The 24,539-nt window shown below is 58.2% G+C and carries 31 protein-coding genes; all 31 read left to right on the top strand.

The annotated features are described in order from the left end of the window. Window positions 1-50: 50 nt before the first annotated feature. The gene (gene rpoB, locus J2S31_RS13335; protein WP_237099652.1) at window positions 51-4,256 is read left to right on the top strand and encodes a DNA-directed RNA polymerase subunit beta; all 4,206 of its coding nucleotides are present in this window, start codon (window positions 51-53) and stop codon (window positions 4,254-4,256) included. Between the two features lie 119 nt (window positions 4,257-4,375). Beyond that, window positions 4,376-8,431 carry a DNA-directed RNA polymerase subunit beta' gene (gene rpoC / locus J2S31_RS13330; protein WP_272909019.1) on the top strand — a complete coding sequence of 1,352 codons (4,056 nt, stop codon included), beginning with the start codon at window positions 4,376-4,378 and terminating at the stop codon, window positions 8,429-8,431. 168 nt (window positions 8,432-8,599) lie between these two features. After that, window positions 8,600-8,977 (top strand): 30S ribosomal protein S12, encoded by a 378-nt coding sequence (gene rpsL / locus J2S31_RS13325; protein ID WP_237099650.1) that lies wholly within the window; start codon window positions 8,600-8,602, stop codon window positions 8,975-8,977. Between the two features lie 19 nt (window positions 8,978-8,996). Then, window positions 8,997-9,470, top strand: a complete 474-nt coding sequence (gene rpsG, locus J2S31_RS13320; protein ID WP_237099649.1) for a 30S ribosomal protein S7 — start codon at window positions 8,997-8,999, stop codon at window positions 9,468-9,470. A 30-nt stretch (window positions 9,471-9,500) separates the two neighbouring features. After that, the gene (gene fusA / locus J2S31_RS13315; protein ID WP_237099648.1) at window positions 9,501-11,603 is read left to right on the top strand and encodes an elongation factor G; all 2,103 of its coding nucleotides are present in this window, start codon (window positions 9,501-9,503) and stop codon (window positions 11,601-11,603) included. Between the two features lie 56 nt (window positions 11,604-11,659). Next, window positions 11,660-12,850, top strand: coding sequence for an elongation factor Tu (tuf, locus tag J2S31_RS13310; protein ID WP_237099647.1), 1,191 nt, complete (start codon window positions 11,660-11,662; stop codon window positions 12,848-12,850). Then, window positions 12,850-13,158: a 30S ribosomal protein S10 gene (gene rpsJ / locus J2S31_RS13305; RefSeq protein ID WP_005007668.1), complete on the top strand. Its 309-nt coding sequence runs from the start codon at window positions 12,850-12,852 to the stop codon at window positions 13,156-13,158. The genes tuf and rpsJ overlap by 1 nt, the downstream gene beginning before the upstream one ends. Before the next feature lie 15 nt (window positions 13,159-13,173). Further along, entirely contained in the window at window positions 13,174-13,812 is a 639-nt protein-coding gene (rplC, locus tag J2S31_RS13300; RefSeq protein WP_272908844.1) for a 50S ribosomal protein L3, read from the top strand. Window positions 13,813-13,841: 29 nt separating this feature from the next. Beyond that, complete coding sequence (gene rplD, locus J2S31_RS13295) at window positions 13,842-14,468, top strand: 50S ribosomal protein L4 (protein ID WP_237099645.1); 627 nt, start codon at window positions 13,842-13,844, stop codon at window positions 14,466-14,468. Next, window positions 14,468-14,761 carry a 50S ribosomal protein L23 gene (gene rplW, locus J2S31_RS13290; RefSeq protein ID WP_237099644.1) on the top strand — a complete coding sequence of 98 codons (294 nt, stop codon included), beginning with the start codon at window positions 14,468-14,470 and terminating at the stop codon, window positions 14,759-14,761. The genes rplD and rplW overlap by 1 nt, the downstream gene beginning before the upstream one ends. Window positions 14,762-14,767: 6 nt before the next feature. Further along, complete coding sequence (rplB, locus tag J2S31_RS13285) at window positions 14,768-15,595, top strand: 50S ribosomal protein L2 (protein WP_237099643.1); 828 nt, start codon at window positions 14,768-14,770, stop codon at window positions 15,593-15,595. Window positions 15,596-15,619: 24 nt separating this feature from the next. Beyond that, window positions 15,620-15,904 (top strand): 30S ribosomal protein S19, encoded by a 285-nt coding sequence (rpsS, locus tag J2S31_RS13280; protein ID WP_237099642.1) that lies wholly within the window; start codon window positions 15,620-15,622, stop codon window positions 15,902-15,904. Window positions 15,905-15,924: 20 nt separating this feature from the next. Beyond that, window positions 15,925-16,263, top strand: a complete 339-nt coding sequence (rplV, locus tag J2S31_RS13275) for a 50S ribosomal protein L22 (protein ID WP_237099641.1) — start codon at window positions 15,925-15,927, stop codon at window positions 16,261-16,263. A gap of 7 nt (window positions 16,264-16,270) precedes the next feature. After that, a complete protein-coding gene (gene rpsC / locus J2S31_RS13270) occupies window positions 16,271-16,945 on the top strand; it encodes a 30S ribosomal protein S3 (RefSeq protein ID WP_237099640.1) in 675 nt (224 codons plus the stop codon). Window positions 16,946-16,979: 34 nt separating this feature from the next. Next, window positions 16,980-17,387 (top strand): 50S ribosomal protein L16, encoded by a 408-nt coding sequence (gene rplP, locus J2S31_RS13265; RefSeq protein ID WP_005007677.1) that lies wholly within the window; start codon window positions 16,980-16,982, stop codon window positions 17,385-17,387. A gap of 19 nt (window positions 17,388-17,406) precedes the next feature. Beyond that, window positions 17,407-17,661 carry a 50S ribosomal protein L29 gene (gene rpmC, locus J2S31_RS13260; protein ID WP_237099639.1) on the top strand — a complete coding sequence of 85 codons (255 nt, stop codon included), beginning with the start codon at window positions 17,407-17,409 and terminating at the stop codon, window positions 17,659-17,661. Between the two features lie 15 nt (window positions 17,662-17,676). Continuing rightward, window positions 17,677-17,937 (top strand): 30S ribosomal protein S17, encoded by a 261-nt coding sequence (rpsQ, locus tag J2S31_RS13255; protein ID WP_005007679.1) that lies wholly within the window; start codon window positions 17,677-17,679, stop codon window positions 17,935-17,937. Between the two features lie 5 nt (window positions 17,938-17,942). Then, entirely contained in the window at window positions 17,943-18,311 is a 369-nt protein-coding gene (gene rplN, locus J2S31_RS13250) for a 50S ribosomal protein L14 (RefSeq protein WP_237099638.1), read from the top strand. After that, window positions 18,311-18,637, top strand: coding sequence for a 50S ribosomal protein L24 (gene rplX, locus J2S31_RS13245; RefSeq protein ID WP_237099637.1), 327 nt, complete (start codon window positions 18,311-18,313; stop codon window positions 18,635-18,637). Before rplN ends, rplX begins: the two co-directional genes overlap by 1 nt. Before the next feature lie 27 nt (window positions 18,638-18,664). After that, window positions 18,665-19,210: a 50S ribosomal protein L5 gene (gene rplE, locus J2S31_RS13240; RefSeq protein ID WP_237099636.1), complete on the top strand. Its 546-nt coding sequence runs from the start codon at window positions 18,665-18,667 to the stop codon at window positions 19,208-19,210. Between the two features lie 23 nt (window positions 19,211-19,233). Further along, window positions 19,234-19,419, top strand: coding sequence for a type Z 30S ribosomal protein S14 (locus tag J2S31_RS13235; RefSeq protein WP_237099635.1), 186 nt, complete (start codon window positions 19,234-19,236; stop codon window positions 19,417-19,419). Between the two features lie 38 nt (window positions 19,420-19,457). Beyond that, the gene (gene rpsH / locus J2S31_RS13230; protein WP_237099634.1) at window positions 19,458-19,850 is read left to right on the top strand and encodes a 30S ribosomal protein S8; all 393 of its coding nucleotides are present in this window, start codon (window positions 19,458-19,460) and stop codon (window positions 19,848-19,850) included. Window positions 19,851-19,864: 14 nt separating this feature from the next. Continuing rightward, a complete protein-coding gene (gene rplF / locus J2S31_RS13225) occupies window positions 19,865-20,410 on the top strand; it encodes a 50S ribosomal protein L6 (protein WP_237099633.1) in 546 nt (181 codons plus the stop codon). Between the two features lie 17 nt (window positions 20,411-20,427). Continuing rightward, complete coding sequence (rplR, locus tag J2S31_RS13220; RefSeq protein WP_237099632.1) at window positions 20,428-20,796, top strand: 50S ribosomal protein L18; 369 nt, start codon at window positions 20,428-20,430, stop codon at window positions 20,794-20,796. A gap of 48 nt (window positions 20,797-20,844) precedes the next feature. Beyond that, on the top strand, window positions 20,845-21,348 hold the full coding sequence (gene rpsE / locus J2S31_RS13215) for a 30S ribosomal protein S5 (RefSeq protein WP_237099631.1): 504 nt from the start codon (window positions 20,845-20,847) through the stop codon (window positions 21,346-21,348). Window positions 21,349-21,362: 14 nt separating this feature from the next. Next, entirely contained in the window at window positions 21,363-21,800 is a 438-nt protein-coding gene (rplO, locus tag J2S31_RS13210) for a 50S ribosomal protein L15 (RefSeq protein ID WP_237099917.1), read from the top strand. Then, on the top strand, window positions 21,801-23,117 hold the full coding sequence (gene secY, locus J2S31_RS13205; RefSeq protein ID WP_237099630.1) for a preprotein translocase subunit SecY: 1,317 nt from the start codon (window positions 21,801-21,803) through the stop codon (window positions 23,115-23,117). It abuts the gene before it with no gap. Window positions 23,118-23,120: 3 nt separating this feature from the next. After that, a complete protein-coding gene (locus tag J2S31_RS13200) occupies window positions 23,121-23,762 on the top strand; it encodes an adenylate kinase (protein WP_272908838.1) in 642 nt (213 codons plus the stop codon). A gap of 2 nt (window positions 23,763-23,764) precedes the next feature. Continuing rightward, a complete protein-coding gene (gene infA / locus J2S31_RS13195) occupies window positions 23,765-23,983 on the top strand; it encodes a translation initiation factor IF-1 (protein ID WP_237099628.1) in 219 nt (72 codons plus the stop codon). Between the two features lie 23 nt (window positions 23,984-24,006). Further along, window positions 24,007-24,120, top strand: a complete 114-nt coding sequence (rpmJ, locus tag J2S31_RS13190) for a 50S ribosomal protein L36 (protein ID WP_042250588.1) — start codon at window positions 24,007-24,009, stop codon at window positions 24,118-24,120. A gap of 47 nt (window positions 24,121-24,167) precedes the next feature. Beyond that, a complete protein-coding gene (gene rpsM / locus J2S31_RS13185) occupies window positions 24,168-24,539 on the top strand; it encodes a 30S ribosomal protein S13 (protein WP_237099627.1) in 372 nt (123 codons plus the stop codon).

The raw sequence follows: 24,539 nt of genomic DNA, 5'->3' as shown, positions 1-24,539 counted from the left end.
GAGAGGAGGAGTATGGCCATTAATCTTTAACAGGGGACTGGATTAAATCTATGTCTATCAAAACCACCGATCGAACCCAAAGCACCGTTCGTGAAAGGTTGGACTTCTCCCGGATCCCTGCGGTCATCGAGATCCCCAACCTGATTGGAATTCAAAAGAAGTCCTTTGAGTACTTCCTGCAGACGGACACGGCCCCCGCGGAACGCAAGATCCAGGGCCTGGAGGAAGTGTTTCAGGATGTGTTCCCTATTTCCGACCTGAATATCAATGCCCGCATCGATTATGTGGGCTATGAGGTCGGCGTGTGGGAGTGTGCCTGCGGCGAGTACAAGGAACTCGGCGGCGTGGGAGTGGTGTGCGAAACCTGCGGCCAGGAAACCAACTACAAGGAAAAATTCAAGCTCGCGGAATGCCGGCAGAAAGGTCTCACGTACTCCGACCCGATCAAGATCATGGTGCGCATGGTCCTGTTTCAGCGTGAGAAGATCGAAGTCAATGCGCGCATCCTCAAGGAACTGCCCGGCAAATACATCGTCGAAGAAGTGAAGAACCCGGAAACGGGCAAACTGCTGATCCCCGCCCGCACGGAGATCGATGACGCCATCATCGAGGCTCTGCAGAAATTCAAGGTTCCCGAAGTCACCATCAACTCCGTCAAGGAGGTGAAGGAGCAGAAGATTTTCCTGGGTGAGATGCCGGTCATGGGTCCCACGGGAACGTTCATGATCAATGGTGTCGAGCGTGTCATCGTCAGCCAGATGCACCGCTCCCCCGGCGCGTTCTTCGCGCATGACAAGGGCCGCAGTCACGTCAGCGGAAAAATCCTGTACAGCGCGCGCGTCATCCCGGACCGCGGTTCGTGGCTCGACTTCGAATTCGATATCAAGGATATCCTGCACGTCAAGATCGACCGCCGCAGAAAGCTGCCGGCGACGGTTCTGCTCAGTGCGTTCGGCATGAATCAGGAAGAGATTCTCGCCGCGTTTTATACCGTCGAAAAAGTGTCGCGGCTGGTCAAGGACGACCGTTATTTCATGGGCAGCAAAGGCCTGATGTGCGGCATCAAGGTGCTCGAAGACGTCATTGACCCGAAAACCGAAGACGTGCTCGTCAAGTCGGGCAAAAAGATCGCGCCGCAACAGATCAAGAAACTGCGTCGCATGAGCAAGGCTCAGCGCGTGGAGATCGACAAGGAAACGCTGATCGGCGGCTATCTCGCGCAGGATATCGTGGACAAGGAAACCGGCGAGGTTCTGCTCGACTCGAACACGGAGATCACCCCCGAGACACTGGCGGTGTTGTCCAAACACAACGTAAGTGAGTTTTCGGTGCTGTCCATCGACGAGGAGCATCCGGACACCGCCATCCGCGACACGCTGGCGCAGGCAAAGATCGCCGACTCGGACGAAGCCATCCGCGAAATCTACAAACGCCTCCGCCCCGGCGACCCGCCGACGACGGAGATTGCGAAGACGCTGTTCTACAACCTGTTCTTCAACCCGAAGCGGTACAACCTGTCGGTGGTCGGCAGAATCAAGATGAACCAGAAGTTCGGCCTCGACGTGCCGCTGGAAAACCGCCTGCTCACGCGTGACGATCTCATTGCCGTCATCCGCTATATGGTGGACCTGAGGAACGGCATCGGCGTGGTGGACGACATCGATCATCTGGGCAACCGCCGCGTGCGCGCGGTGGGTGAGTCTTTGGAGAACCAGTTCCGCGTTGGGCTGGTGCGCATGGAGCGCGCCATCATCGAGCGCATGTCCATTCAGGATCTGGACGTCTCCATGCCGCACGACCTGATCAACTCGAAGCCGGTCACCGCGGCGATCAAGGAATTTTACGGGAGCAGTCAGCTGTCGCAGTTCATGGACCAGACCAACCCGCTTTCCGAGGTCACGCACAAGCGGCGTTTGAGCGCATTGGGACCCGGCGGTCTCACGCGCGAACGCGCCGGATTTGAGGTGCGCGACGTGCATCCCACGCACTACGGACGTATTTGTCCCATTGAAACGCCGGAAGGACCGAACATCGGTCTCATCGCGTCGCTCAGCACGTATGCCAGGGTGAACGACTACGGGTTTGTCGAGACGCCGTACCGGCGCGTGACCGATGCCAAGGTGAGCGACAACGTCGAGTTTCACAATGCGATGGTGGAAGACGATTTCGTCATCGCGCAGGCCAACGCCGAGCTCGACGACAAGAACCGCTTCGTCAATGAAATCGTCGATGCGCGTCAGGGCGGTGACTTCATCCTGTCGCCGCGCGAGAAGATCAACCTGATGGACGTATCGCCCAAGCAGTTGATCAGCGTCGCCGCGTCTCTGATTCCGTTTCTGGAAAACGACGACGCCAACCGCGCACTCATGGGTTCCAACATGCAGCGCCAGGCGGTGCCGCTTTTGCAGACGGAAGCGCCCCTGGTCGGCACCGGCATGGAAGAGGTGGTGGCCCGCGACTCCGGCGCCGTGGTGGTGGCGGAGAACGACGGCGAGGTCATCAGTTCCGATGCGTCCCGCATCGTGGTGCGCACTTCCGGCCGGCAGAAGAAGAAGGGCATGCTGGATTCCAGTGTGGACATCTACACGCTGGCCAAGTACCAGCGTTCGAACCAGAACACCTGCATCAACCAGCGCCCCCTGGTCCGCACCGGGGAGAAGGTGAAGAAGGGGCAGGTCATTGCCGACGGTCCGTCCACGGACCTGGGCGAGCTGGCTCTGGGTCGCAACGTGCTGGTCGCGTTCATGCCTTGGGAAGGTTACAACTTCGAGGACGCCATCGTCATCAGCGAGAAGGTGGTGAAGGAGGACGTCTTCACGTCCGTTCACATCGAGGAGTTCGAGGTGGAAGCCCGCGACACCAAGCAGGGCAAGGAAGACATCACCCGCGACATCTCGAATGTGGGCGAGGAAGCGCTCCGAAACCTGGACGACAGCGGCATCATCCGCATCGGTGCTTCGGTTGCGCCCAACGACATTCTCGTGGGCAAGATCACGCCGAAGGGCGAGACGCAGTTGAGCCCGGAAGAAAAGCTGTTGAAAGCGATCTTCGGCGAAAAGGCGGGCGACGTGCGCGACACGTCCCTGCGCGTGCCGCCGGGCATTCAGGGCATCGTCATCGACGTCAAGGTGTTCTCGCGTAAAGGAGTCGACAAGGATTCCCGTACGCTGTCCATCGAGGAGGAGGAAGTCTCCAAGATCGAGAAGGACTTCAGCGACGAAATCGAGATCGTTAAGAACGAAAGCGAAAAGAAACTTCTGTCCATGCTGGTAGGCAAGCAGGTGACCAAGGCCACCACCATCGGCAAAAAAGTTTTCAAAAAGGGGCAGGACCTGACCGAGGAAGACCTCGCCAAAATGCCTTCGAAGGACCTGGCGAAGATTCCGGTTAAGGACGTGGACCCGAATGAGCTTCAGCAGATTGAGGATGCCAGTAAGGATCAGATCCACATCCTCAAAACCATGATGAATGACAAGATCGCCAAGCTGAAGAAAGGCGACGACCTGGCCCCCGGTGTTATCAAGCTGGTGAAGGTGTTCGTCGCCATGAAACGCAAGCTTCAGGTGGGCGACAAAATGGCCGGCCGTCACGGCAACAAGGGTGTCGTCTCCAAGATCGTTCCGGAAGAGGACATGCCGTATATGGATGATGGAACGCCGATCGAGCTCATCCTCAATCCGCTCGGCGTACCGTCGCGTATGAACGTCGGCCAGATATTCGAAACCAACCTCGGCATGGCGGCCAAGGCCAGCGGCAAGCACGTCGCAACGCCCGTCTTCGACGGCGCGCAGGAAGAAGACGTGCGCAAGCTGCTCGTCGATTCCGGTTGCTCGCCCACCGGCGAAGTCAGACTGTTCGACGGGCGTACCGGTCAGCCGTTTCACCAGAAGGTCATGGTGGGGTACATCTACATGCTCAAACTGCATCACCTCGTGGACGACAAGATCCACGCCCGGTCGACGGGACCCTACTCCCTCGTCACCCAGCAGCCGCTGGGCGGCAAGGCGCAGTTCGGCGGTCAGCGTCTGGGTGAGATGGAGGTCTGGGCGCTGGAAGCCTACGGCGGCGCCTACACCCTGCAGGAGATGCTCACGGTCAAATCCGACGACGTCGAGGGCCGCAAGCGGATGTACGAAGCCATCGTTAAGGGCGATACCAATCTGACGCCCAGCCTTCCGGAATCGTTCAACGTACTGGTCAAGGAGTTGCAGAGCCTGGCCATCGACGTGGAACTGATGGAGACCGCCAGCAAATAGCGGCCGCCGGGGCGACAGGGACGGCTTCCTGTCCGGAACGAATTTTTAAATAAACTTTCATTTAGGAGACCACGCTTGTGGATACCCTGAACATTTTTGAAAAACCCAAGAATCCGATCATGTTCGACGCCATCCGGGTCAGGCTGGCTTCTCCGGAGAAAATCCGGTCCTGGTCGTACGGGGAAGTCAAAAAGCCTGAAACCATCAATTACCGGACCTTCAAGCCGGAGCGGGACGGCCTGTTCTGCGCCAAGATCTTCGGTCCGGTGAAGGATTGGGAGTGCAACTGCGGCAAGTACAAGCGCATGAAGCACAAGGGGGTGGTGTGCGAGAAGTGTGGTGTGGAAGTCATCCTGTCCAAGGTCCGCCGCGAGCGGCTGGGGCATATCGAGCTGGCCAGCCCCGTCGCGCATATCTGGTTCTTCAAGGGACTGCCGAGCCGCATCGGCCACGTGCTGGATCTCACGCTCAAGGAACTCGAGCGCATCATATATTTTGAAAACTACGTAGTGGTCGATCCGGGCGAATCGGATTTCAAACCCGGTCAACTGCTGGATGAGAAGGAATACCGTGAAGCGGAAATCGAGTACCCGCATGGCCTGAAGGTGATGGTCGGCTCCGAAGCGGTGTACGAGATGCTGAAGAACATCGACCTCGACGCCACCGCCGAGCAGTTGAAGGAAAACCTGGCGAAGACGACCTCGGTGCTCAACAAGCGCAAGATCGCCAAGCGCCTCAAGATCATCGAGGCCTTCCGCAAATCCGGCAACCGGCCGGAGTGGATGATCCTGAGCGTGGTGCCCGTCATTCCGCCGGAGTTGCGCCCGCTGGTGCCTCTGGACGGCGGCCGCTTCGCCACGTCCGATCTCAACGATCTGTACCGCCGCGTCATCAACCGCAACAACCGGCTGAAACGGTTGATGGAGTTGAAAGCGCCGCAGATCATCATCCGCAACGAAAAACGCATGCTGCAGGAAGCGGTGTCGGCGCTGTTCGACAACGGCCGCCGCGGCCGCACGCTTCGCGGCACCAACAAGCGCCCGCTCAAATCCCTGAGCGACATGCTGAAAGGCAAGCAGGGCCGCTTCCGGCAGAACCTGCTCGGCAAGCGCGTCGATTACTCCGGCCGCTCGGTTATTGTTGTCGGCCCCGAACTCAAACTGCATCAGTGCGGTCTGCCGAAGAAGATGGCGCTCGAGTTGTTCAAGCCGTTCATCTTCAACCGGCTCGAACAGAAAGGTTACGCCGCCACCATCAAGACCGCAAAGAAGATGGTCGAGCAGGAGCGCGCCGAAGTTTGGGAAGTATTGGAAGAAGTCATTCAGAAGCATCCGGTTCTGCTCAACCGCGCGCCCACTCTGCATCGTCTCGGCATTCAGGCGTTCGAGCCGGTGTTGATCGAAGGCAAGGCGATCCGCATTCATCCGCTCGTCTGCACCGCGTTCAACGCGGATTTCGACGGCGACCAGATGGCGGTGCACGTGCCTTTGTCGATGGAAGCGCAGGTCGAAGCGAAACTGCTGATGATGGCGCCCAACAACGTATTGTCTCCGGCCAACGGCAAACCCATCGCCGTGCCCAGTCAGGACATCGTTCTCGGCTGTTACTACATGACCAAGATCCGCGGCAACGTGCCGGGTGAGGGCCGCGTGTTCTCCAACCTGCGCGAAGTGCGCGCGGCGTACGACCACGGAGAACTGCACCTGCAGGCGAAGATGATGGTCGAGGTCGACGGCAACCTGGAGGTCACCACCACCGGCCGCGTTCTTTTGTATGAAGTGTTGCCGGAAGAATTGCCGTTCAAGCTGGTCAACCAGGAGATGAACAAGAAAACCCTGTCCAACCTGATCTCCACGTCGTTCCAGATTGTGGGACGGGAAAAAACGGTGGCGTTGTTGGATGCGGTCAAGACGCTCGGGTTTCATTACGCCACCGAGGCAGGCCTGTCCATCTCCACCGAGTACATGCGGATTCCGAAAGCCAAGGAAACGCTGGTGAACAAGGCGGGTGAGGAAGTGCTCCGCGTGTACAACCAGTACCGCGACGGTCTCATCACCAACGGCGAGCGTTACAACAAGGTCATCGACATCTGGGCGCACGTCACCGAGCGGGTGTCCGAGGAGATGTTCCGCGAACTGGAAGTGGAAGACGAAAACATTGTAAAGGGTGTCGAGTCCAAGGACTTCAACTCGATCTTCATCATGGCCGACTCCGGTGCGCGCGGCAGTTCCCAGCAGTTGCGCCAGTTGGCCGGCATGCGCGGCCTCATGGCCAAGCCGTCGGGTGAGATCATCGAAACGCCCATCACCGCGAACTTCCGCGAAGGGCTGTCGGTGATCCAGTACTTCATCTCCACCCACGGCGCGCGTAAAGGTCTGGCCGACACCGCGCTCAAGACCGCGAACTCCGGTTACCTGACGCGGCGGCTGGTGGACGTGGCGCAGGATATCATCATTCTGGAAGAAGACTGCGGTACCCTGCGCGGCATCGAGTTGTCGTCGCTGGTGGAAGCGGGCGAGATCATCCAGCCGCTGGGTGAGCGCATCCTCGGCAGGACCAGTCTGGAAGACGTGGTCGATCCGTTCACCAACCAGGTGCTGGTGAAAGCCAACGAGATGATCGACGAGCGCGTGGTCGAGACCATTGAGAACTCGGGCATCGAAAGCATCCGCATCCGTTCCAACCTGACCTGCGAATCCAAACAGGGCCTGTGCGTGAAGTGTTACGGACGCAACCTGGCCACCAACGGCTGGGTGGAGATCGGTGAGCCCATCGGCGTCATCGCCGCGCAGTCCATCGGCGAGCCGGGCACCCAGCTCACCATGCGGACCTTCCACATCGGTGGTACCGCGAGCCGCGTGGTCGAGCAGACGACGCTCAGCACGAAGAAGGGCGGTATCATCAAGTACCAGGGCCTGCGCACGATCAAGAACCAGCGCGGCGAGATCATCGTCATGAACCGCAACGGCAGTCTGGTGGTGCAGGACGAAAACGGCCGTGAAAAAGAAAAATATTCCGTTGTCTATGCGGCGAAGTTGAAGGTGCATGACGGCCAGGAGGTTCACGAGAACCAGACGCTGGTCGAGTGGGACCCGTACACGAACTCGATCCTCACCGAAGTCGAAGGCACCATCGCTTTCGGCGACGTGGTGGAAGGCATCACCATGAAAGAGGACTTCGACGAAATCACGGGTCTGTCCACCAAGGTCATCATCAGCCATCGCGACGAGAAGCGTCAGCCGCGCATTTCGATCAAGGACGACAAGGGCGAAACCGTCCGGCGCTACATCCTGCCGGCGGGCGCGCACATCAACGTCAGCGAAGGCGACCGCATCAACGCGGGTGACGTCATCGTCAAGATTCCGCGCGAGACGGCGAAAACGAAAGACATCACCGGCGGTCTGCCGCGGGTTGCAGAACTGTTCGAGGCGCGCAAACCGCACGAGCAGGCGACCATTTCCGAAATCAACGGTACCGTCAAGTTTGGCGGATTCGTCAAGGGTATGCGGAAAGTGGTCATCGTCAACGAGAGCGGCGAGGAGCGCGAGTACCTGATCCCGCGCGGCAAGCACATCAACGTGCACGAAGGCGACGAAGTGCAGGCTGGTGAGGCGCTGATGGACGGTGCCGCCAATCCGCACGATATTCTGCGCATCCTCGGTGAAAACGAATTGCAGAAATACCTCGTCAACGAGGTTCAGGAGGTGTACCGCCTGCAGGGCGTCGCCATCAACGACAAGCATATCGAGGTCATCGTCCGCCAGATGCTCCGCCACCTGCAGGTGGAGGAGCCCGGAGACACCGACCTGCTGGTCGGCGAGCAGGTGACCCGCAAGGTCTTCAACGAGAAGAACCAGGAGACCATCAAGGAAAAAGGCAAGCCCGCGCAGGGCCAGCCGGTCCTTTTGGGTATCACCAAATCGTCACTCAGCACGGAAAGTTTCATCTCCGCCGCCTCCTTCCAGGAGACCACGCGGGTGCTGACGGAAGTGGCGGTCAGTGGTAAGGAAGACCACCTGTTTGGATTGAAAGAAAATGTGATCATGGGTAGGTTGATTCCGGCCGGAACCGGCTGCCGCGCCTACAGCGGCATCCGCATTGAGGAGCCGGAATTCGAGGAAGTCGAGGAAGTGAAGCCGGCGGAGGAAGAAGAAACCCCGGCCGTGGTAGAGTAAGAAAAAAATACCAGAGAATTCCCTTGACTCCCGGCGGGGGAGTGATAAAATCCAAGCTTTTCGGCCTACTACATACATACTCTGAACATTCCAACAAATTCAATTAGTTGAGGATGGGTCAACTGGGTTTTGTTTAGGTGTTGGTCCTTCTATCAGGAGAACTTTATTGTGCCGACCATCAATCAATTGGTCAAAAAAGGCCGGCGTCAGCCGGTAGAGAAAACGGCGTCGCCGGCATTGAAATCGTGCCCGCAGAAACGCGGGGTGTGTGTTCGTGTGTATACGTCCACTCCGAAAAAGCCGAATTCGGCATTGCGTAAAGTAGCGCGTGTCCGGTTGACCAATGGTATGGAAGTGACGAGCTACATTCCGGGCGTCGGGCACAATCTTCAGGAGCACTCGATTGTGCTGATTCGCGGCGGCCGCGTGAAGGACCTGCCGGGTGTGCGGTACCATGTGGTCCGCGGCAGTCTCGATACTTTGGGCGTGGCCAACCGTATGCAGAGCCGTTCCAAGTACGGCGCCAAGAAACCGAAGAAAACCTAATTAAGAATTATACGCAATCATGGCAAGAAGACGAGAAGCGGAAAAACGGGAGATCCTGCCGGATCCCAAGTACAACGACATCCTGGTCGCCCGGTTTGTCAATAGCCTCCTCAAGCGGGGCAAGAAGAGTGTCGCGGAACGCATGTTCTATTCGGCGCTCGACAACATCGGCAAACGGGTGAAGGACGAGGAGCCCCTTCGGGTGTTCAAGAAGGCGGTGGACAATGCTGCGCCGCTTCTGGAAGTGCGGTCCCGCCGGGTTGGTGGCGCCACGTACCAGGTTCCGGTGGAGGTCAGTAGCAATCGGCGCACGGCGCTCAGTATCCGCTGGATCATCAGCAACGCGCGCAGCCGCGCAGGCCGCTCCATGGCGGACAGGTTGACGGACGAGCTGGTCGATGCTTACAACAGCACCGGCGGCGCGGTCCGGAAGAAGGAAGATGTTCATCGAATGGCCGAAGCCAACAAGGCGTTCGCCCACTACCGCTGGTAACGCGGTTACCGAGCAGCATATCAAGGTGTTATGAGTAAGAAGCCCAAAATCAGTCAAATCCGGAATATCGGCATCATCGCCCACATCGACGCGGGTAAGACCACGACGACCGAGCGTATCCTTTATTACACCGGCAAGAGTCACAAGATCGGTGAGGTCCATGAGGGCAGTGCGACTATGGACTGGATGCAGCAGGAGCAGGAGCGCGGTATCACCATCACCTCCGCTGCCACCACGTGTTTCTGGCTGGGTCATCAGATCAATATCATCGACACGCCGGGTCACGTCGATTTCACCGCTGAAGTTGAGCGGTCGCTCCGTGTGCTGGATGGAGCCGTGGGTGTGTTCTGTGCTGTCGGCGGCGTCGAGCCGCAGTCTGAGACGGTTTGGCGTCAGGCTACCAAATACAAGGTGCCGCGCATCGGGTTCGTCAATAAGATGGATCGCGCGGGCGCGAATTTTCTGGGTTGTGTGAAGCAGATGAAGGAGCGCCTGAACGCGCATCCGGTGCCGGTGCAGTTGCCCATCGGGTCGGAAGCGGAGTTTGTCGGTCTCATTGATCTGGTCACCATGAAGGCTAACGTTTACTCGGACAAGTATCAGAAGGGCGAGGCTTACGACACTCAGGAAATTCCCGAAGAGTATCTCGATCAGGCTCAGGAGTATCGCGACTACATGCTGGAAGCGCTGGCCGATGTCGATGAGACGCTCATGGAGAAGTATCTGGGCGGTGAGGATGTGAGCGAGGAGGAAATCCGCGCGGCCCTCCGTAAGGGTGTGCTGGCTCTCGCGTTCACGCCGATTTTCTGCGGCGCCTCGTTCAAGAATAAGGGTGTGCAGCAGCTTCTCGATGCCGTCGTGCATTACCTGCCGTCGCCGGACCAGGTGGCGGAAGTGGTGGGCGTCAACCCGAACAATCAGGAAGAAGTGACCTGCCCGGTGGATGAAAGTCAGTCGCTCGCCGCGCTTGCCTTCAAGATCATGACCGATCCGTTTGTCGGTCAGCTGGCCTACTTCCGCGTGTATTCGGGGAGCATCAAGAGCGGCACGTACGTCTATAACTCGACGAAGAATCAGAAGGAGCGAGTGGGTCGCCTGCTCCGCATGCACGCCAACAAGCGTGAAGAGGTGGATGAGGTTGGTGCCGGGGATATCGCCGCGGCGATCGGTTTCAAGAAGACGTTTACCGGTGATACCCTGTGCCGCGAAGAAAGCCCCGTCATTCTGGAGTCCATTTCCTTTCCGCAGCCTGTCATCTCCGTGGCCATCGAGCCCAAGACCAAGCAGGAGCAGGAAAAGCTGTCCGACTGTCTCATCAAGCTCCAGCAGGAAGATCCGACGTTCGAGGTGAAGGTCGATCCGGAAACCTCGCAGACCATCATCTCCGGCATGGGTGAGTTGCACCTGGAGATCCTGGTGGATCGCATGAAGCGCGAGTTCAACCTCGACGTTAGTGTATCCAAGCCGCAGGTGGCGTACCGCGAGACCGTCACTAAGCAGACGGACCACAGTTACAAGTACGTCAAGCAGACCGGTGGCCGCGGCCAGTATGGTCATGTTGAGATCACCCTCGAGCCGCGCAAGGCGGGTGAAGGGTTTGAGTTTGTCAATAAGATCGTCGGCGGTGCGATTCCGAAGGAATATATTCCTGCGGTTCAAAAGGGGGTTCAGGAATCCATGGACCGCGGTGTGCTGTGCGGGTTCCCGATGGTGGACGTTCGCGTCATCCTGACCGACGGTTCGTACCACGATGTGGACTCTTCGGAGATGGCTTTTAAGATTTGTGCGTCCATCGCTTTCCGCGACGCGGCGAGGAAGGCCAAACCGGTTCTTCTGGAGCCGATCATGGACGTGGAGGTGGTCACGCCCGAGGAGTTCATGGGCGACGTCATCGGCCATCTCAATTCGAAGCGCGGCAAGGTTAAAGAGCTGGGCGACCGCGCTGGCGCGAAGGTGGTGCGGTGCGAAGTGCCGCTGGCCGGCATGTTCGGGTATTCCACCGATCTTCGGTCGAACACCCAGGGTCGCGCCAATTATTCCATGGAATTTTTGAAATATGATGTGGTTCCGAATGCGATTGCGGAGGAATTGATCGCCAAGTCCACCGGAACCTCAAGTGAAGTGACCGTATAAACAAAACGAATATAAAAACCGGAACAATGATTTCATCATTAATGGAGTGAATCGGTATGGCAAAAGAAAAATTTGTGAGAGATAAACCCCACGTGAACATCGGAACCATCGGGCATGTTGACCATGGTAAAACCACGCTCACAGCGGCCATCACCGAAGTTCTTTCTAAAAAGGGGATGGCGCAGAGCATCGCGTTCGACCAGATCGACAAAGCGCCTGAGGAAAAAGAGCGCGGTATCACCATCGCCATCGCGCACGTGGAATACCAGACGGAAACCCGTCACTATGCCCACGTGGACTGCCCGGGCCATGCCGACTACGTCAAGAACATGATCACCGGTGCGGCGCAGATGGACGGCGCGATCCTGGTGTTGAGCGCCACCGACGGCCCCATGCCGCAGACCCGCGAGCACATCCTGCTTGCCCGCCAGGTCGGCGTGCCCAAGATTGTCGTGTTCATGAATAAATGCGATATGGTAGACGATCCGGAACTGCTGGACCTGGTCGAGCTGGAAGTGCGCGAACTGCTCAATAAGTATGAGTTCCCCGGCGACGACATCACCGTCGTCCGCGGCAGTGCGCTTCAGGCTCTGGAAAACGCCGAGGACCCCGAGAAAACCCAGTGCATCTGGGATCTGATGGCCGCCTGCGACGCGGACATCCCGGTTCCGGAACGCCCGATCGATAAGCCGTTCCTGATGCCGATCGAGGATATCTTCAGCATCTCCGGACGCGGCACCGTGGCCACCGGCCGTATTGAGACGGGTGTCATCAAGGTGGGTGAAGAGGTGGAAATCGTTGGTTTCCGTCCGACCACCAAGACCACCGTCACCGGCGTCGAAATGTTCCGCAAGCTGCTGGACGATGGTCAGGCTGGCGACAACGTCGGCTGTCTGCTCCGCGGCACCAAGCGCGATGACATCGAGCGCGGGCAGGTTTTGGCGAAGCCCGGTTCCATCACCCCGCACGCGAAGTTCAAGGCAGAGGTGTATATCCTGACCAAGGAAGAGGGCGGACGTCACACTCCGTTCTTCAATGGCTATCGGCCGCAGTTCTATTTCCGCACCACGGACGTGACCGGCGTGGTCACCCTGCCGCAGGGCGTGGAGATGGTTATGCCGGGCGACAACGTCACCTTCGAGGTGGAATTGATCACCCCCGTGGCAATGGCCAAGGAATTGCGGTTCGCAATTCGTGAAGGCGGCCGGACTGTGGGCGCGGGCATCGTCAGCGAGATTCTGGACTAATGAGCGATCAGAAAATAAAAATCAAGCTGAAGGCTTACGACCACAAACTGCTCGACTGGTCGGTCGGGGAAATCGTGGAGACCACCAAGCGCACCGGCGCCCGGGTGGTTGGCCCCATCCCGCTTCCGACCAAGAAGAACCGGTGGACCGTGTTGCGGTCGCCGCATGTGGATAAGAAATCGCGGGAGCAGTTCGAGATCCGGACGCACAAGCGTATCCTGGAAATTCTCGAGCCCACCCCGCAAACCGTCGACGCCCTCATGAAGCTGGACCTCAGCGGTGGCGTGGACATTGAAATCAAACTGTAAGAACGGTCGGGATCGATGAAAGGTTTGCTCGGTAAAAAATTGGGAATGACCCAGGTCTATCTGGAAAACGGCGACTGTGTCCCTGTCACCGTCATCCAGGTCGAGCGGTGTGTGCCCGTGGATAAACGCACCCAGGATAAAAACGGGTACGACGCCGTGGTGGTGGCCTACGGTCAACGCAAGCCGAAGCACACCAATAAGCCGCTGGCGGGGTATTACAGCAAGATCAAGGCGGAGCCCGCCCGGGTCCTGCAGGAATTCCGCGACCTGGAAGTGGCCGATGACGCCATGGGCCAGCAACTCAAGGTGGATGCGTTCGCCGAGGGCGAGCTGGTGGATGTGGTCGGCGTCTCCAAGGGCCGCGGTTTCTCCGGTGTGGTTCGCCGGTACAACTTCCGCGGTCAGCCGGCATCGCGCGGCACGCATGAGTCGTTCCGCGGCGGCGGCGCCATCGGTATGCACACCTATCCCGGGCGCACGCTGAAAGGCCAGAAGATGGCCGGGCGCATGGGTGGTAAAAAGGTGCATGCGAAGAATCTCAAGGTTGTCCGGGTGGATGCGGGGAATAATCTGATCCTGGTGCGTGGCTCGGTGCCGGGCGCCAACGGTCGGTTGGTACGCATCGTTGAAGCGAAGGCCGGCGGCAAGAAATAATCTAGAGCGAAAGAAGCGAAAGAACGGACATGGCGGAACTCGAAATCGTCGATACAGAAAACAAAAAGGTCGGTACGGCCACGCTGTCGCCCGAGGTGTTTGAAGGACCCGTCCGCGAACACCTGGTGCAGCAGTATGTCGTCATGCAGTTGGCGACCCGGCGGCGCGGCACGGCGGCGACCATAGAAAACCGCGGCGACATCAGCGGCGGCGGTAAAAAGCCCTGGCGGCAGAAAGGAACTGGGCGTGCCCGTCACGGCAGCACCCGCTCCACTATTTGGCGTGGGGGTATGACGGTTTTCGGTCCCCGCCCGCGCGCATACACGCACAAGCTTTCGAAGAAGTCCCGCAAGCTCGCCATCCGCTCTGTTCTCGCCGAACGATTGCAAGGTAATAATATTCAAGTGGTCGAATCACTGAACCTCGAAGCACCCAAAACCAAGCAGGCCGTGGCTCTGCTCGGCAAGCTGGGGTTGCCGGAGAAAACGCTGTTCCTGGTGGCCGAGAAAAGCCCGAACCTGGAACTCGCCGTGCGCAACCTGCCGCAGACCAATGTGCTGTCGGTGGATGGGGTCAACGTGTTCGACCTGCTGGTGCATCAGAAAATCGTGTGCACCCCCGACTCTCTCAAGAAATTAGAGGAGCGACTCAGCTGATGTCCACCGACCTTTACCGAGTATTAGAGAAGCCGCTCATTACTGAAAAGAGCACCATGATGCTGGAAGACGGCAATCGTGTGATGTTTCAGGTGAAGCGCGATGCCAACAAGCTTCAGATCAAGCAGGCCGTGGAGAAAATCTTCAACGTCACCGTGCTGGATGTGAACACCCTCAACGTGAAGCCCAAGCATAAGCGCTTCGGCAGGAACCTCGGGTTCACGAAGGCGACGAAAAAGGCCATCGTCACGTTGAAGGACGGCGACAAGATCGACTTTTTTGAAGGAGCGTAAGCGGCCATGCCTGTAAGAAAACTCAATCCGACTTCCGCCGGCGTCCGGTTCCAGACGATCTCGGACTTCGGCGAGGTGACCAAGAAGACGCCGGAGAAGAGCCTGCTGGTGTCGATCTCCCGCAAGGGGGGCCGCAACAGCAACGGGCGCATCACCGCCCGGCGGCGCGGCGGCGGGCACCGCAAGCTGTACCGCAAAATCGATTTCCGGCGGAATAAAGACGGCGTCGAAGCGAAGGTGGTGGGCATCGAATACGATCCCAACCGCTCGGCAAACATCGCGCTCCTTATTTACAAGGATGGCGAGAAGCGGTACATCCTGGCGCCTTCGGAACTCAAGGACGGCGCTACGGTGATGTCCGGCCGGGACGCCGAGGTGCGTGTTGGCAACTGCCTGCACCTGGAAGACATTCCTGTCGGCACCACGATTCACAATATCGAGCTCAAGCCCGGCAAGGGCGGGCAGATCGCGCGCAGTGCCGGAACCTACGCGCAGTTGATGGCGAAGGAAGGCGATTACGCCAACATCAAGCTCAAGTCCGGCGAGGTGCGGCTGGTTTCGGTCAAGTGCCGCGCCACGGTGGGAGCTGTCGGTAATGCGGAGCACGAGAACGTGTCGCTCGGTAAGGCCGGGCGCACACGCTGGATGGGACGCCGACCGCGTCCGCGCGCCGTGGCCATGAACCCGGTGGATCATCCGATGGGTGGTGGTGAAGGCCGTTCCTCAGGTGGGCGTCACCCGTGCAGTCCGTACGGCATGCCGGCCAAGGGTTACAAGACGCGCAAGAAAAAGAAACTGTCGGATCGGTACATCCTGAGTCGGCGCAAGAAATAATCAACTTTAGAAGGCAGGAGCGCAATGGCGCGATCACTGAAAAAAGGGCCCTTTGTCGATCAGCATCTGGCGGACAAGGTGGAGCAGATGAACCGCAAGAACGAGAAGAAGGTCGTCAAGACCTGGTCCCGGCGGTCCACCATCCTCCCGGATTTTGTGGGGCACACCCTGGCGGTGCACAACGGCAAGAAGTTCATTCCCGTGTTCGTCACGGAAAATATGGTGGGGCACAAGCTGGGGGAGTTTTCCCCGACCCGCACCTTCAAGGCCCATAGCGGCAAAACCAAAAAAGCGGCACCAGCCAAGTAATTTAATCGAGAGCAACGGAAATGAGTGTCAGAGCCCAATTGAAGCATGCCCGCACGGCCCCGCGTAAAGCGCGTTTGATTGCCGATATGATCCGCGGTAAGAACGTGAACGACGCGATGAACATCCTTGTCTTCACGCGGAAGAAGGCGGCAGGTCTGTTTCAGAAACTGCTGAAGTCGGCGTTGGCCAATGCCGAGGAAAATCACAAGGTGCTGGACGTGGACGATCTGTATGTCCACAAGGTCACGGTGGATGAAGGTGTGACCATGAAACGCCAATTGCCGCGAGCGCGGGGGATGACGACCCTCATTCGCAAACGCACCAGCCACATCACGCTTGTGCTGGACGAAAAGGAGTAACCGACACATGGGTCAGAAGGTACATCCCTACGGGTTCCGCCTGGGCATCAACAAGCCCTGGAAATCCAACTGGTACGCAAAGAAAGATTACGCCGATCTCCTGCAGGAGGACATCAAGATCCGCACGCACCTGCGCAAAAACCTGTCGCATGCGGGGATTTCGAACCTGGAGATCGAGCGCTCGGCGAGCCGCATCCGCATCAACATCCACACCGCCCGCCCCGGCATCATCATCGGCAAGAAGGGGCTGGAAGTGGATCGGGTGAAGGAAGAGTTGCAGAGGATCATCGGCACGGCCAAGCAAATCAACCTGAACATCAAGGAAATCCGCCGGGCGGAGCTCGACTCCTCGCTCATCGCGCAGAATGTGGCCATGCAGTTGGAGAAACGGATTTCCTTCCGCCGCGCCATGAAGAAGGCGGTGGTCAGCGCCCTGCGCTTCGGCGGCAAGGGCATCAAGATCCGCGTGTCGGGTCGCCTGGGCGGCGCGGAAATCGCGCGCAGTGAGTGGTACCGCGAAGGCCGCGTGCCTCTGCACACGCTTCGCGCCGACATCGATTACGGCACCGCCGAAGCCCGCACCACCTACGGCATCATCGGCATCAAGGTGTGGGTGTACAAGGGCGAGATTTTTGAAGGAGCGACGGACAGCGCCGAAGAAGGCGAAGCCGCCGCATCCTGACGAACACGAATAGCAAGCTGGGAGAGTTACAGTCATGTTGATGCCCAAGCGCGTCAAATATCGCAAAAAACACAAGGGCCGAATGCGCGGCACCGCGTTCCGCGGCGGGAAGGTCAATTTCGGCGAGTACGCCTTGCAGACTCTGGAGTGCGGCTGGATCACCAACCGCCAGATCGAGGCGGCACGTATCGCCATGACCCGTCACGTCAAGCGTGGCGGAAAGATCTGGCTCCGGATTTTTCCGGACAAGCCGATTTCCAAGAAGCCGGCCGAGACCCGCATGGGTAAGGGTAAGGGCAACCCGGAATTCTGGGTCGCTGTCGTCAAGCCCGGAAGGATCCTTTACGAAATGTCCGGCGTGGCGGAGGACGTGGCCAAGGAGGCCCTGCGTCTGGCGTCGCACAAACTTCCGGTGGCCACCCGGATCATCGTGAACAAGTAACAGGCGGGAAACGACTACCATGAAGATGAAGGAAATCCGGGAGCTGTCCGAAAAGGAGCGCGAGGAGAAACTCGCCGACCTGGAAGAAGAGTATTTCAACCTGAAGTTTCAGCTCGCCACGGGCAAGATTGAAAACCCGGGGCGGATGAAGCACATGCGCCGGGACATTGCCCGCATCAAAACCCTTCGCGGGGAACTGAAACAGTCGGCGGACCAGACCGGCCAGCCGAAAGCCGAAACCTCCTCGTCGGAAAAGACGGGTGAAAAGAAATAACCTCAGGAGCATACGTTGAGCGAAGGCAAGCGCAAACAAACGCTGTTGGGCACCGTCATCAGCGACAAGATGGACAAGACGGTGGTGGTGCGGGTGGACCGGAAGTACATTCACCCCAAATTCAAGAAAGTGGTCAAGCAGACCCGGAAATACAAGTGCCACGACGAGACGAACCAGTGCAACGTGGGCGACTTTATTTCCATGAAGCAGGTGCGGCCCTTGAGTAAAGACAAGCGGTGGTCCCTGGTTGAAATTTTAAAGAAACGGGAAATTTAACGGCGATGATTCAACTGCGAACAGTTTTGGATGTGGCGGACAACTCGGGCGCGCGGAAAGTTCAGTGCATCAAGGTGCTGGGCGGAACCGGTCGGCGCTACGCCTCGGTGGGCGACATCATCGTCGTGGCCGTGAAGGAGTGCGAGCCGAACAGCAACATCAAAAAAGGTGACGTCAAGAAGGCCGTGGTGGTGCGCACCCGCAAGGAGATGCGCCGCTCGGAAGGCAGCTACATCAAATTCGACACCAACGCCGCCGTGCTGGTGAACGAAGCGAAGGAGCCGGTCGGCACCCGCATCTTCGGCCCCGTCGCCCGCGAACTCCGCGCCAAGAAGTTTCTCAAGATCATTTCCCTCGCCCCGGAGGTGCTCTGATGGCCGGTAGCTGGTTGCTGAAAAAAGACGACATCGTCATGGTGATGACTGGACGCGAACGCGGTAAAAAAGGGAAGATCCTGGCGTTCTATCCGGATCAGGACAGCGTCACTGTGGAGAAACTCAATCTCTACAAGCGTCACATGAAGCCGAGCGGGCAGAACAAGGGCGGCATTGTGGAGAAGGAAGGCAAGATCAATTATTCCAACGTTCTGTTGGTCTGCGACAAGTGCGGCACGGGTGTGCGCGTGAAAAGCAAAAAACTGGAAGACGGAAGCCGCGTCCGCGTTTGCAGGAAATGCGGCGACGCCATCGACAAGATTTAAGTGCCAGAAAGGTTGACGGAATAGAACATGGCAGTACCCAATGTCAAACAGGCATACAACGAGAAGTACCGGAGTCAGATCCAGAAGGAACTCGGGCTGAAGAACATCATGCAGGTTCCGCGTCTGGAGAAGATCGTGCTCAACATGGGGCTGGGCGAAGGCACCCAGAACGCCAAGCTGATCGAGGCGGGCGTGGAGCAGATGCGTACCATTACCGGCCAGGCGCCGGTGGTGACGAAAGCCAAGAAAGCGATCTCCAACTTCAAACTGCGTGAAGGCATGCCGGTGGGCGTGCGCGTGACCCTGCGCGGCTCCCGCATGTACGAATTTTTCGAGCGGCTTGTCGGGTTCGCGCTACCGCGTGTGCGCGACTTCAAGGGTCTGTCGCCCAAGTCCTTCGACGGACGCGGCAACTACACCATTGGCCTGCGCGAGCAATTGATATTTCCGGAGATCAATTTCGACAAGATCGAAAAGATCAAAGGCATGAACATCACCATCTGCACCACCGCTGAAAATGACGAGCAGGGGCGGGTGTTGTTGAAGACCATGGGATTTCCGTTCCGCAACTGAGTCCCGATTTTTAGAGGCAAGACATGGCGAAGAAATCGCTGATAGCCAAGGCCAACCGCAAGCAGAAATTCAGTGTGCGGGAGTACAACCGGTGCAAAGTGTGTGGACGCCCGCGGGCGTACCTGCGCAAGTTCGGTCTGTGCCGCATCTGTTTCCGGCAACGGGCGCTGCTGGGGGAAGTCCCCGGCGTCACCAAGGCCAGTTGGTAAGGCAACGAGTTACGTAAGTTTAGGAGAACTTTAATCTCATGATGACCGATCCCATCGCGGATTTTTTCACCCGGCTCCGGAACGGAATGCAGGTGCGCCACCCCACGGTGGACATGCCCAATTCCAAAATGAAGACCCGGATTGCCGAGATTTTGCAGGGTGAAGGATTCATTCGCAACTTCAAGACAAAGGAAGATGACAAGCAGGGACTGTTGCGGGTGTATCTGAAATACCACAACGGCTCCCCCTGCGTGCGCGGCATCCGGCGCATCAGCAAGCCGGGACGTCGTGTGTATGTGGACAAAGACCATATCCCGAAGGTGCTGAACGGTCTGGGGATCGCCATCATCTCCACCTCGCAGGGATTGGTCACCGATCAGATTTGCCGCGAAAAAGGTATCGGCGGCGAAGTGGTCGGGTACATCTGGTAAGTCAGGAATCGATTATGTCGCGTATTGGAAAATTGCCGATTGAACTGCCTTCCGGCGTTGAGTGCACCATTCAGGGCAGTCACGTGAAGGTGAAGGGTCCCAAGGGGGAGCTGGTGCGTGACCTGCACCCGGAGATGCTGATCGAGAAGGAAGAGAGCCAGGTGGTGGTGAAGCGGCCGTCGGACAACCGCACCCACCGGGCCCTGCACGGGCTCACCCGGGCGCTTCTCAATAACATGGTGGTGGGCGTCTCTCAGGGATATGAAAAACAGCTGAATATCGTAGGCGTCGGTTACAAGGTGGAGCTGAGGGGTAAGGCCCTGGTGCTGAACCTGGGTTATTCGCATCCCATCGAGTACCCGAGCCCGGAAGGTATTGAGTTTGAGGTGGACTCGAAGGCCAACACCATCAAGGTGAAGGGCATCGACAAGGAAAAGGTGGGACAAACTTCTGCGGAAATCCGCAAAATGCGGCCTCCGGAGCCTTATAAGGGCAAAGGGGTCATGTACTCCGACGAGCGCATCCGCAGAAAAGCGGGCAAAGCCGCCTCGGGTAAATAATTTAAGCAAGACGGACCATGTCAAAAACGAATGTCAAAGCACGGCTGAGGCTGAAACGCAAATTCCGGGTGAAAAACCGGACCCAGAAAGACCCGCAGAAATTGCGCCTGTCGGTGTTCCGCAGTACCAACCACATCTACGCCCAGATCATCGACGATGCCAACCGCAAAACCCTGGCATCCGCGTCTTCGTTGACCAAGGATTTTCAGGCGAAGATGAAGACCGGCGGCAACGTCGAGGCGGCGAAGCTGGTGGGTTCCATGCTGGGCGAGCAGGCCGCCGCCAAGGGCATCACCGAAGTGTATTACGACCGCAACGGATTCATCTATGCCGGCCGTGTCAAGGCGCTGGCCGAGGCGGTGCGGGAAAAAGGAATCAAGTTTTAAAAAACCAACCCGGCGGGGTAGAAACCCGGCCAGGCAGGAGGAACGCTTTTGCAGGAACGAGCCGCCAAACAAACCGAATTCGTCGATAAAGTCGTCAAGATCAAGCGCGTCGCCAAGGTGGTGAAAGGCGGACGCCGGTTCAGCTTCAGCGCCCTGGTCGTGGTGGGAAACCGCGAAGGCAAGGTGGGCTGGGGACTGGGCAAGGCCAACGAAGTGCCGGAAGCCATCCGCAAAGGCGTCGAGCGCGCCAAGAAAAACCAGATCCGCGTGGCTCTGGACGGCACCACCATTCCGCACGAGATCATCGGCCGCTTTGGCTCCGGTGAGGTTCTGCTGAAGCCGGCGAGCCGCGGTACCGGCCTGATCGCCGGCGGCGCCGTGCGCGCCGTGCTGGAAGCGGCGGGGGTGAAGGACATCCTCACCAAGTGCATCCGCACCAACAACCCGCACAACGTGGTGAAGGCCACCATCGACGGACTCCAGTCCCTGCGCGATGTCCAGCAGTGCCAGGAAGTGCGCGGTAAAGAATTGCATCATAAATCGTCCCGTTGAGTGATCCAGATATGATCGAATTATCCAATTTGAAAGGCTTCCCCGGCGGCCGCAAGAAACGCAACCGGGTTGGACGCGGACCCGGTTCCGGCAACGGCAAGACCTCCGGGCGCGGCCAGAAAGGGCAGAAGAGCCGCTCCGGCGGAAGTCCGCATCTGTGGTTCGAGGGCGGACAAATGCCTCTGCAGCGCCGCCTGCCCAAGCGCGGTTTCACCAACATCTTCAAGAAAACCTACGAGCTGGTGAACCTGGGGGACCTGAAAGACATTTCGGTGGACGGCCCGCTGACTCCCGATGTGATGAAAGAAAAGGGCCTCATCCACAAAACCGAGGCGGTCAAGGTATTGGCTGACGGCGACCTCTCCGGGGCGATCACCATCCACGCCCACAAGTTCAGCAAGGCGGCGGTGGAGAAAATCGAGAAGTCGGGAGGAAAGGCCGTAGTCCTTTAAATGAGTGGCGCCGAGAGTTTTGCGAACATATTCCGGATCCCGGAGCTCAAGCGCCGGGTGCTGTTCACCCTTGGCGTCCTGATCGTTTACCGCATCGGGGCGCACATCCCGACGCCGGGTATCGACGGCGCGGCGCTGGCGGAAATTTTTGAGCAGGCCAAGGGCACGATCCTTGGGTTCTTCGACATGTTTTCGGGGGGTGCGCTGAGCCGCCTCACCATCTTCGCGCTGGGCATCATGCCTTACATCAGCGCGTCGATCATCCTGCAACTGCTGACCATCGTGTCGCCGCATCTGGCGCAGTTGAAGAAGGAAGGCGAGCAGGGCCAGAAGAAAATAACCCAGTACACGCGGTACGGAACGGTCCTGCTGTGCGCCGTGCAGAGCGCCGGCATGGCGGTGGGACTGGAAGCCATGAAAAGCCCCGGCGGCGCGCCGATCGTGCCGGATCCGGGTTGGTACTTCCGCCTGATGACGATGCTGACCCTGACTGCGGGCACGGTATTCATCATGTGGCTGGGCGAACAGATTTCCGAGCGCGGCATCGGCAACGGCATCTCGCTCATCATTTTCACCGGCATCGTCGCGGGCCTGCCCTCGGCGGTCGGCATGTCGCTGGACCTGATGGGCACCGGCGAACTGTCGGTTCTGATCGGCCTGTTGCTGGTTGTGGTCATGATGGCCGTGACCGGATTCATTGTGTTTACAGAGGGGGGACAGAGACGGATCCCCATCCAGTACGCCAAGCGCGTGGTGGGACGGAAGATGTATGGCGGGCAGACTTCGCACCTGCCGCTCAAGGTCAATACCTCCGGTGTCATTCCGCCGATTTTTGCGTCCTCGATCATCATGTTCCCGGCGACCATCGCCCAGTTCATCGATCATCCGTGGATGCAGGCGGTTTCGGCGGCCCTGGCTCCGGGTAATTTGGGTTACAGCCTGATTTTCATCGGTGCGATCTTTTTCTTCTGTTATTTCTACACGGCGGTCATTTTCAACCCGACCGAAGTGGCGGACAACATGAAGAAGCACGGCGGTTTCATTCCCGGGATTCGACCGGGCCCGAAGACCGCCGAGTACATCGACCAGATTCTGTCTAAGTTGACGTTTTACGGGGCGATATATCTGTCTTTTATCTGTATTTTGCCCGATTATTTGATAAAATACCTGAACATTCCGTTTTATTTTGGCGGGACGAGCCTGCTCATCGTCGTTGGTGTCTCCCTCGATACCATGCAACAAATTGAATCCCATTTGGTGATGCGGAATTATGACGGTTTCATCAAAAAGGGGAGGTTACGGAGTCGCCGAGGCTGATCCATGAGGGTGATATTGCTAGGTCCTCCTGGGTCCGGAAAAGGCACCCAGGCGAATTTGCTCCAGGAGCGGTTTTGCATCCCCAAGATTTCCACCGGGGACATCCTGCGGGCCGCCGTCAGTGACGGCAACGAGTTGGGAAAGCAGGCCAAAGCCTACATGGATCAGGGTCAATTGGTTCCCGATGAGATCGTCGTCGGCCTCATCAAGGAACGCATCAAAGAGCCCGACTGTGAAAACGGGTTCATTCTCGACGGTTTTCCGCGCACCATCGTGCAGGCGGAAAAGCTGGGCGAGATGTTGAAGTCCATGGGCCAGGACATCGACGTGGTCGTGGACCTGGAAGTGGATAAGGGTGAATTGCTGGTACGCCTGACCGGCCGAAGCACCTGCAAGGAATGCGGTGCCATGTACCACAAGACGACGCATCCGCCCAAGGTGGCGGGCAAGTGCGATGCTTGCGGTGGCGAGTTGTATCAGCGCGACGACGACAACGAGGAGACGATCCTCAAACGCCTCGCGGTGTACACGCAGCAGACGGCGCCGCTTAAAGATTATTATGAGAAACAGGGAAAACTGAAGACCGCGCCCGGCCGGGGCACAGTCGATGAAATTTTTTCCCGGGTTTGCGAAATGGTCAACTGAATATGTCCAAAGAAGATTCCATCGAAGTCGAAGGCACCGTGCTGGAACCCTTGCCGAATGCCATGTTCCGCGTGGAATTGGAAAACGGACACAAGATTCTCGCTCACATCTCCGGAAAAATGCGACTGCATTTCATCCGCATCCTGTCGGGCGACAAGGTGAAGGTTCAGCTTTCGCCGTACGATTTGACTCGCGGCCGCATCACGTACCGGTACAAGTAATCACGTCAGTCACAGAGGTCATCATGAAAGTTCAGGCATCCGTCAAAAAGATTTGTAAGAATTGCAAGGTGATCCGCCGTCGCGGCGTGGTGCGCGTGATTTGTGAGAACCCCAAGCACAAACAGAAACAGGGTTGAAGCCCCGTTGCGGACAACCGCGTCGTAATTAGAAGAAAGGAAATCGCGTGGCACGTATAGCCGGTGTGGACATTCCCATGAACAAGCAGGCCCAGGTGGCGTTGACCTATGTGTACGGCATCGGACCCACCACTTCAGGCAAAATCCTCCAGCAGGCCAACGTAGCTCCGGAAACCCGGATCAAGGACCTGACGGACGACGAGCTGACGCGTATCCGCTCGATCATCGAAAAGGATCACCAGGTGGAGGGCGACCTGCGCCGCACCAACAACATGAACATGAAGCGGCTCATGGATATTGGCTGTTACCGCGGGCTCCGGCACCGCCGTGGCCTGCCCGTTCGCGGTCAGCGCACGCACACCAACGCCCGCACGCGTAAGGGACCGCGCAAGACGGTCGGCGCCAAAGGCAAGAAATAA

The sequence above is a fragment of the Nitrospina gracilis Nb-211 genome, from assembly GCF_021845525.1.
Lineage (GTDB): Bacteria > Nitrospinota > Nitrospinia > Nitrospinales > Nitrospinaceae > Nitrospina > Nitrospina gracilis_A.
The sequence above is the reverse complement of the archived record's forward strand: the minus strand, read 5'-3'. Positions and strand labels throughout refer to the sequence as shown.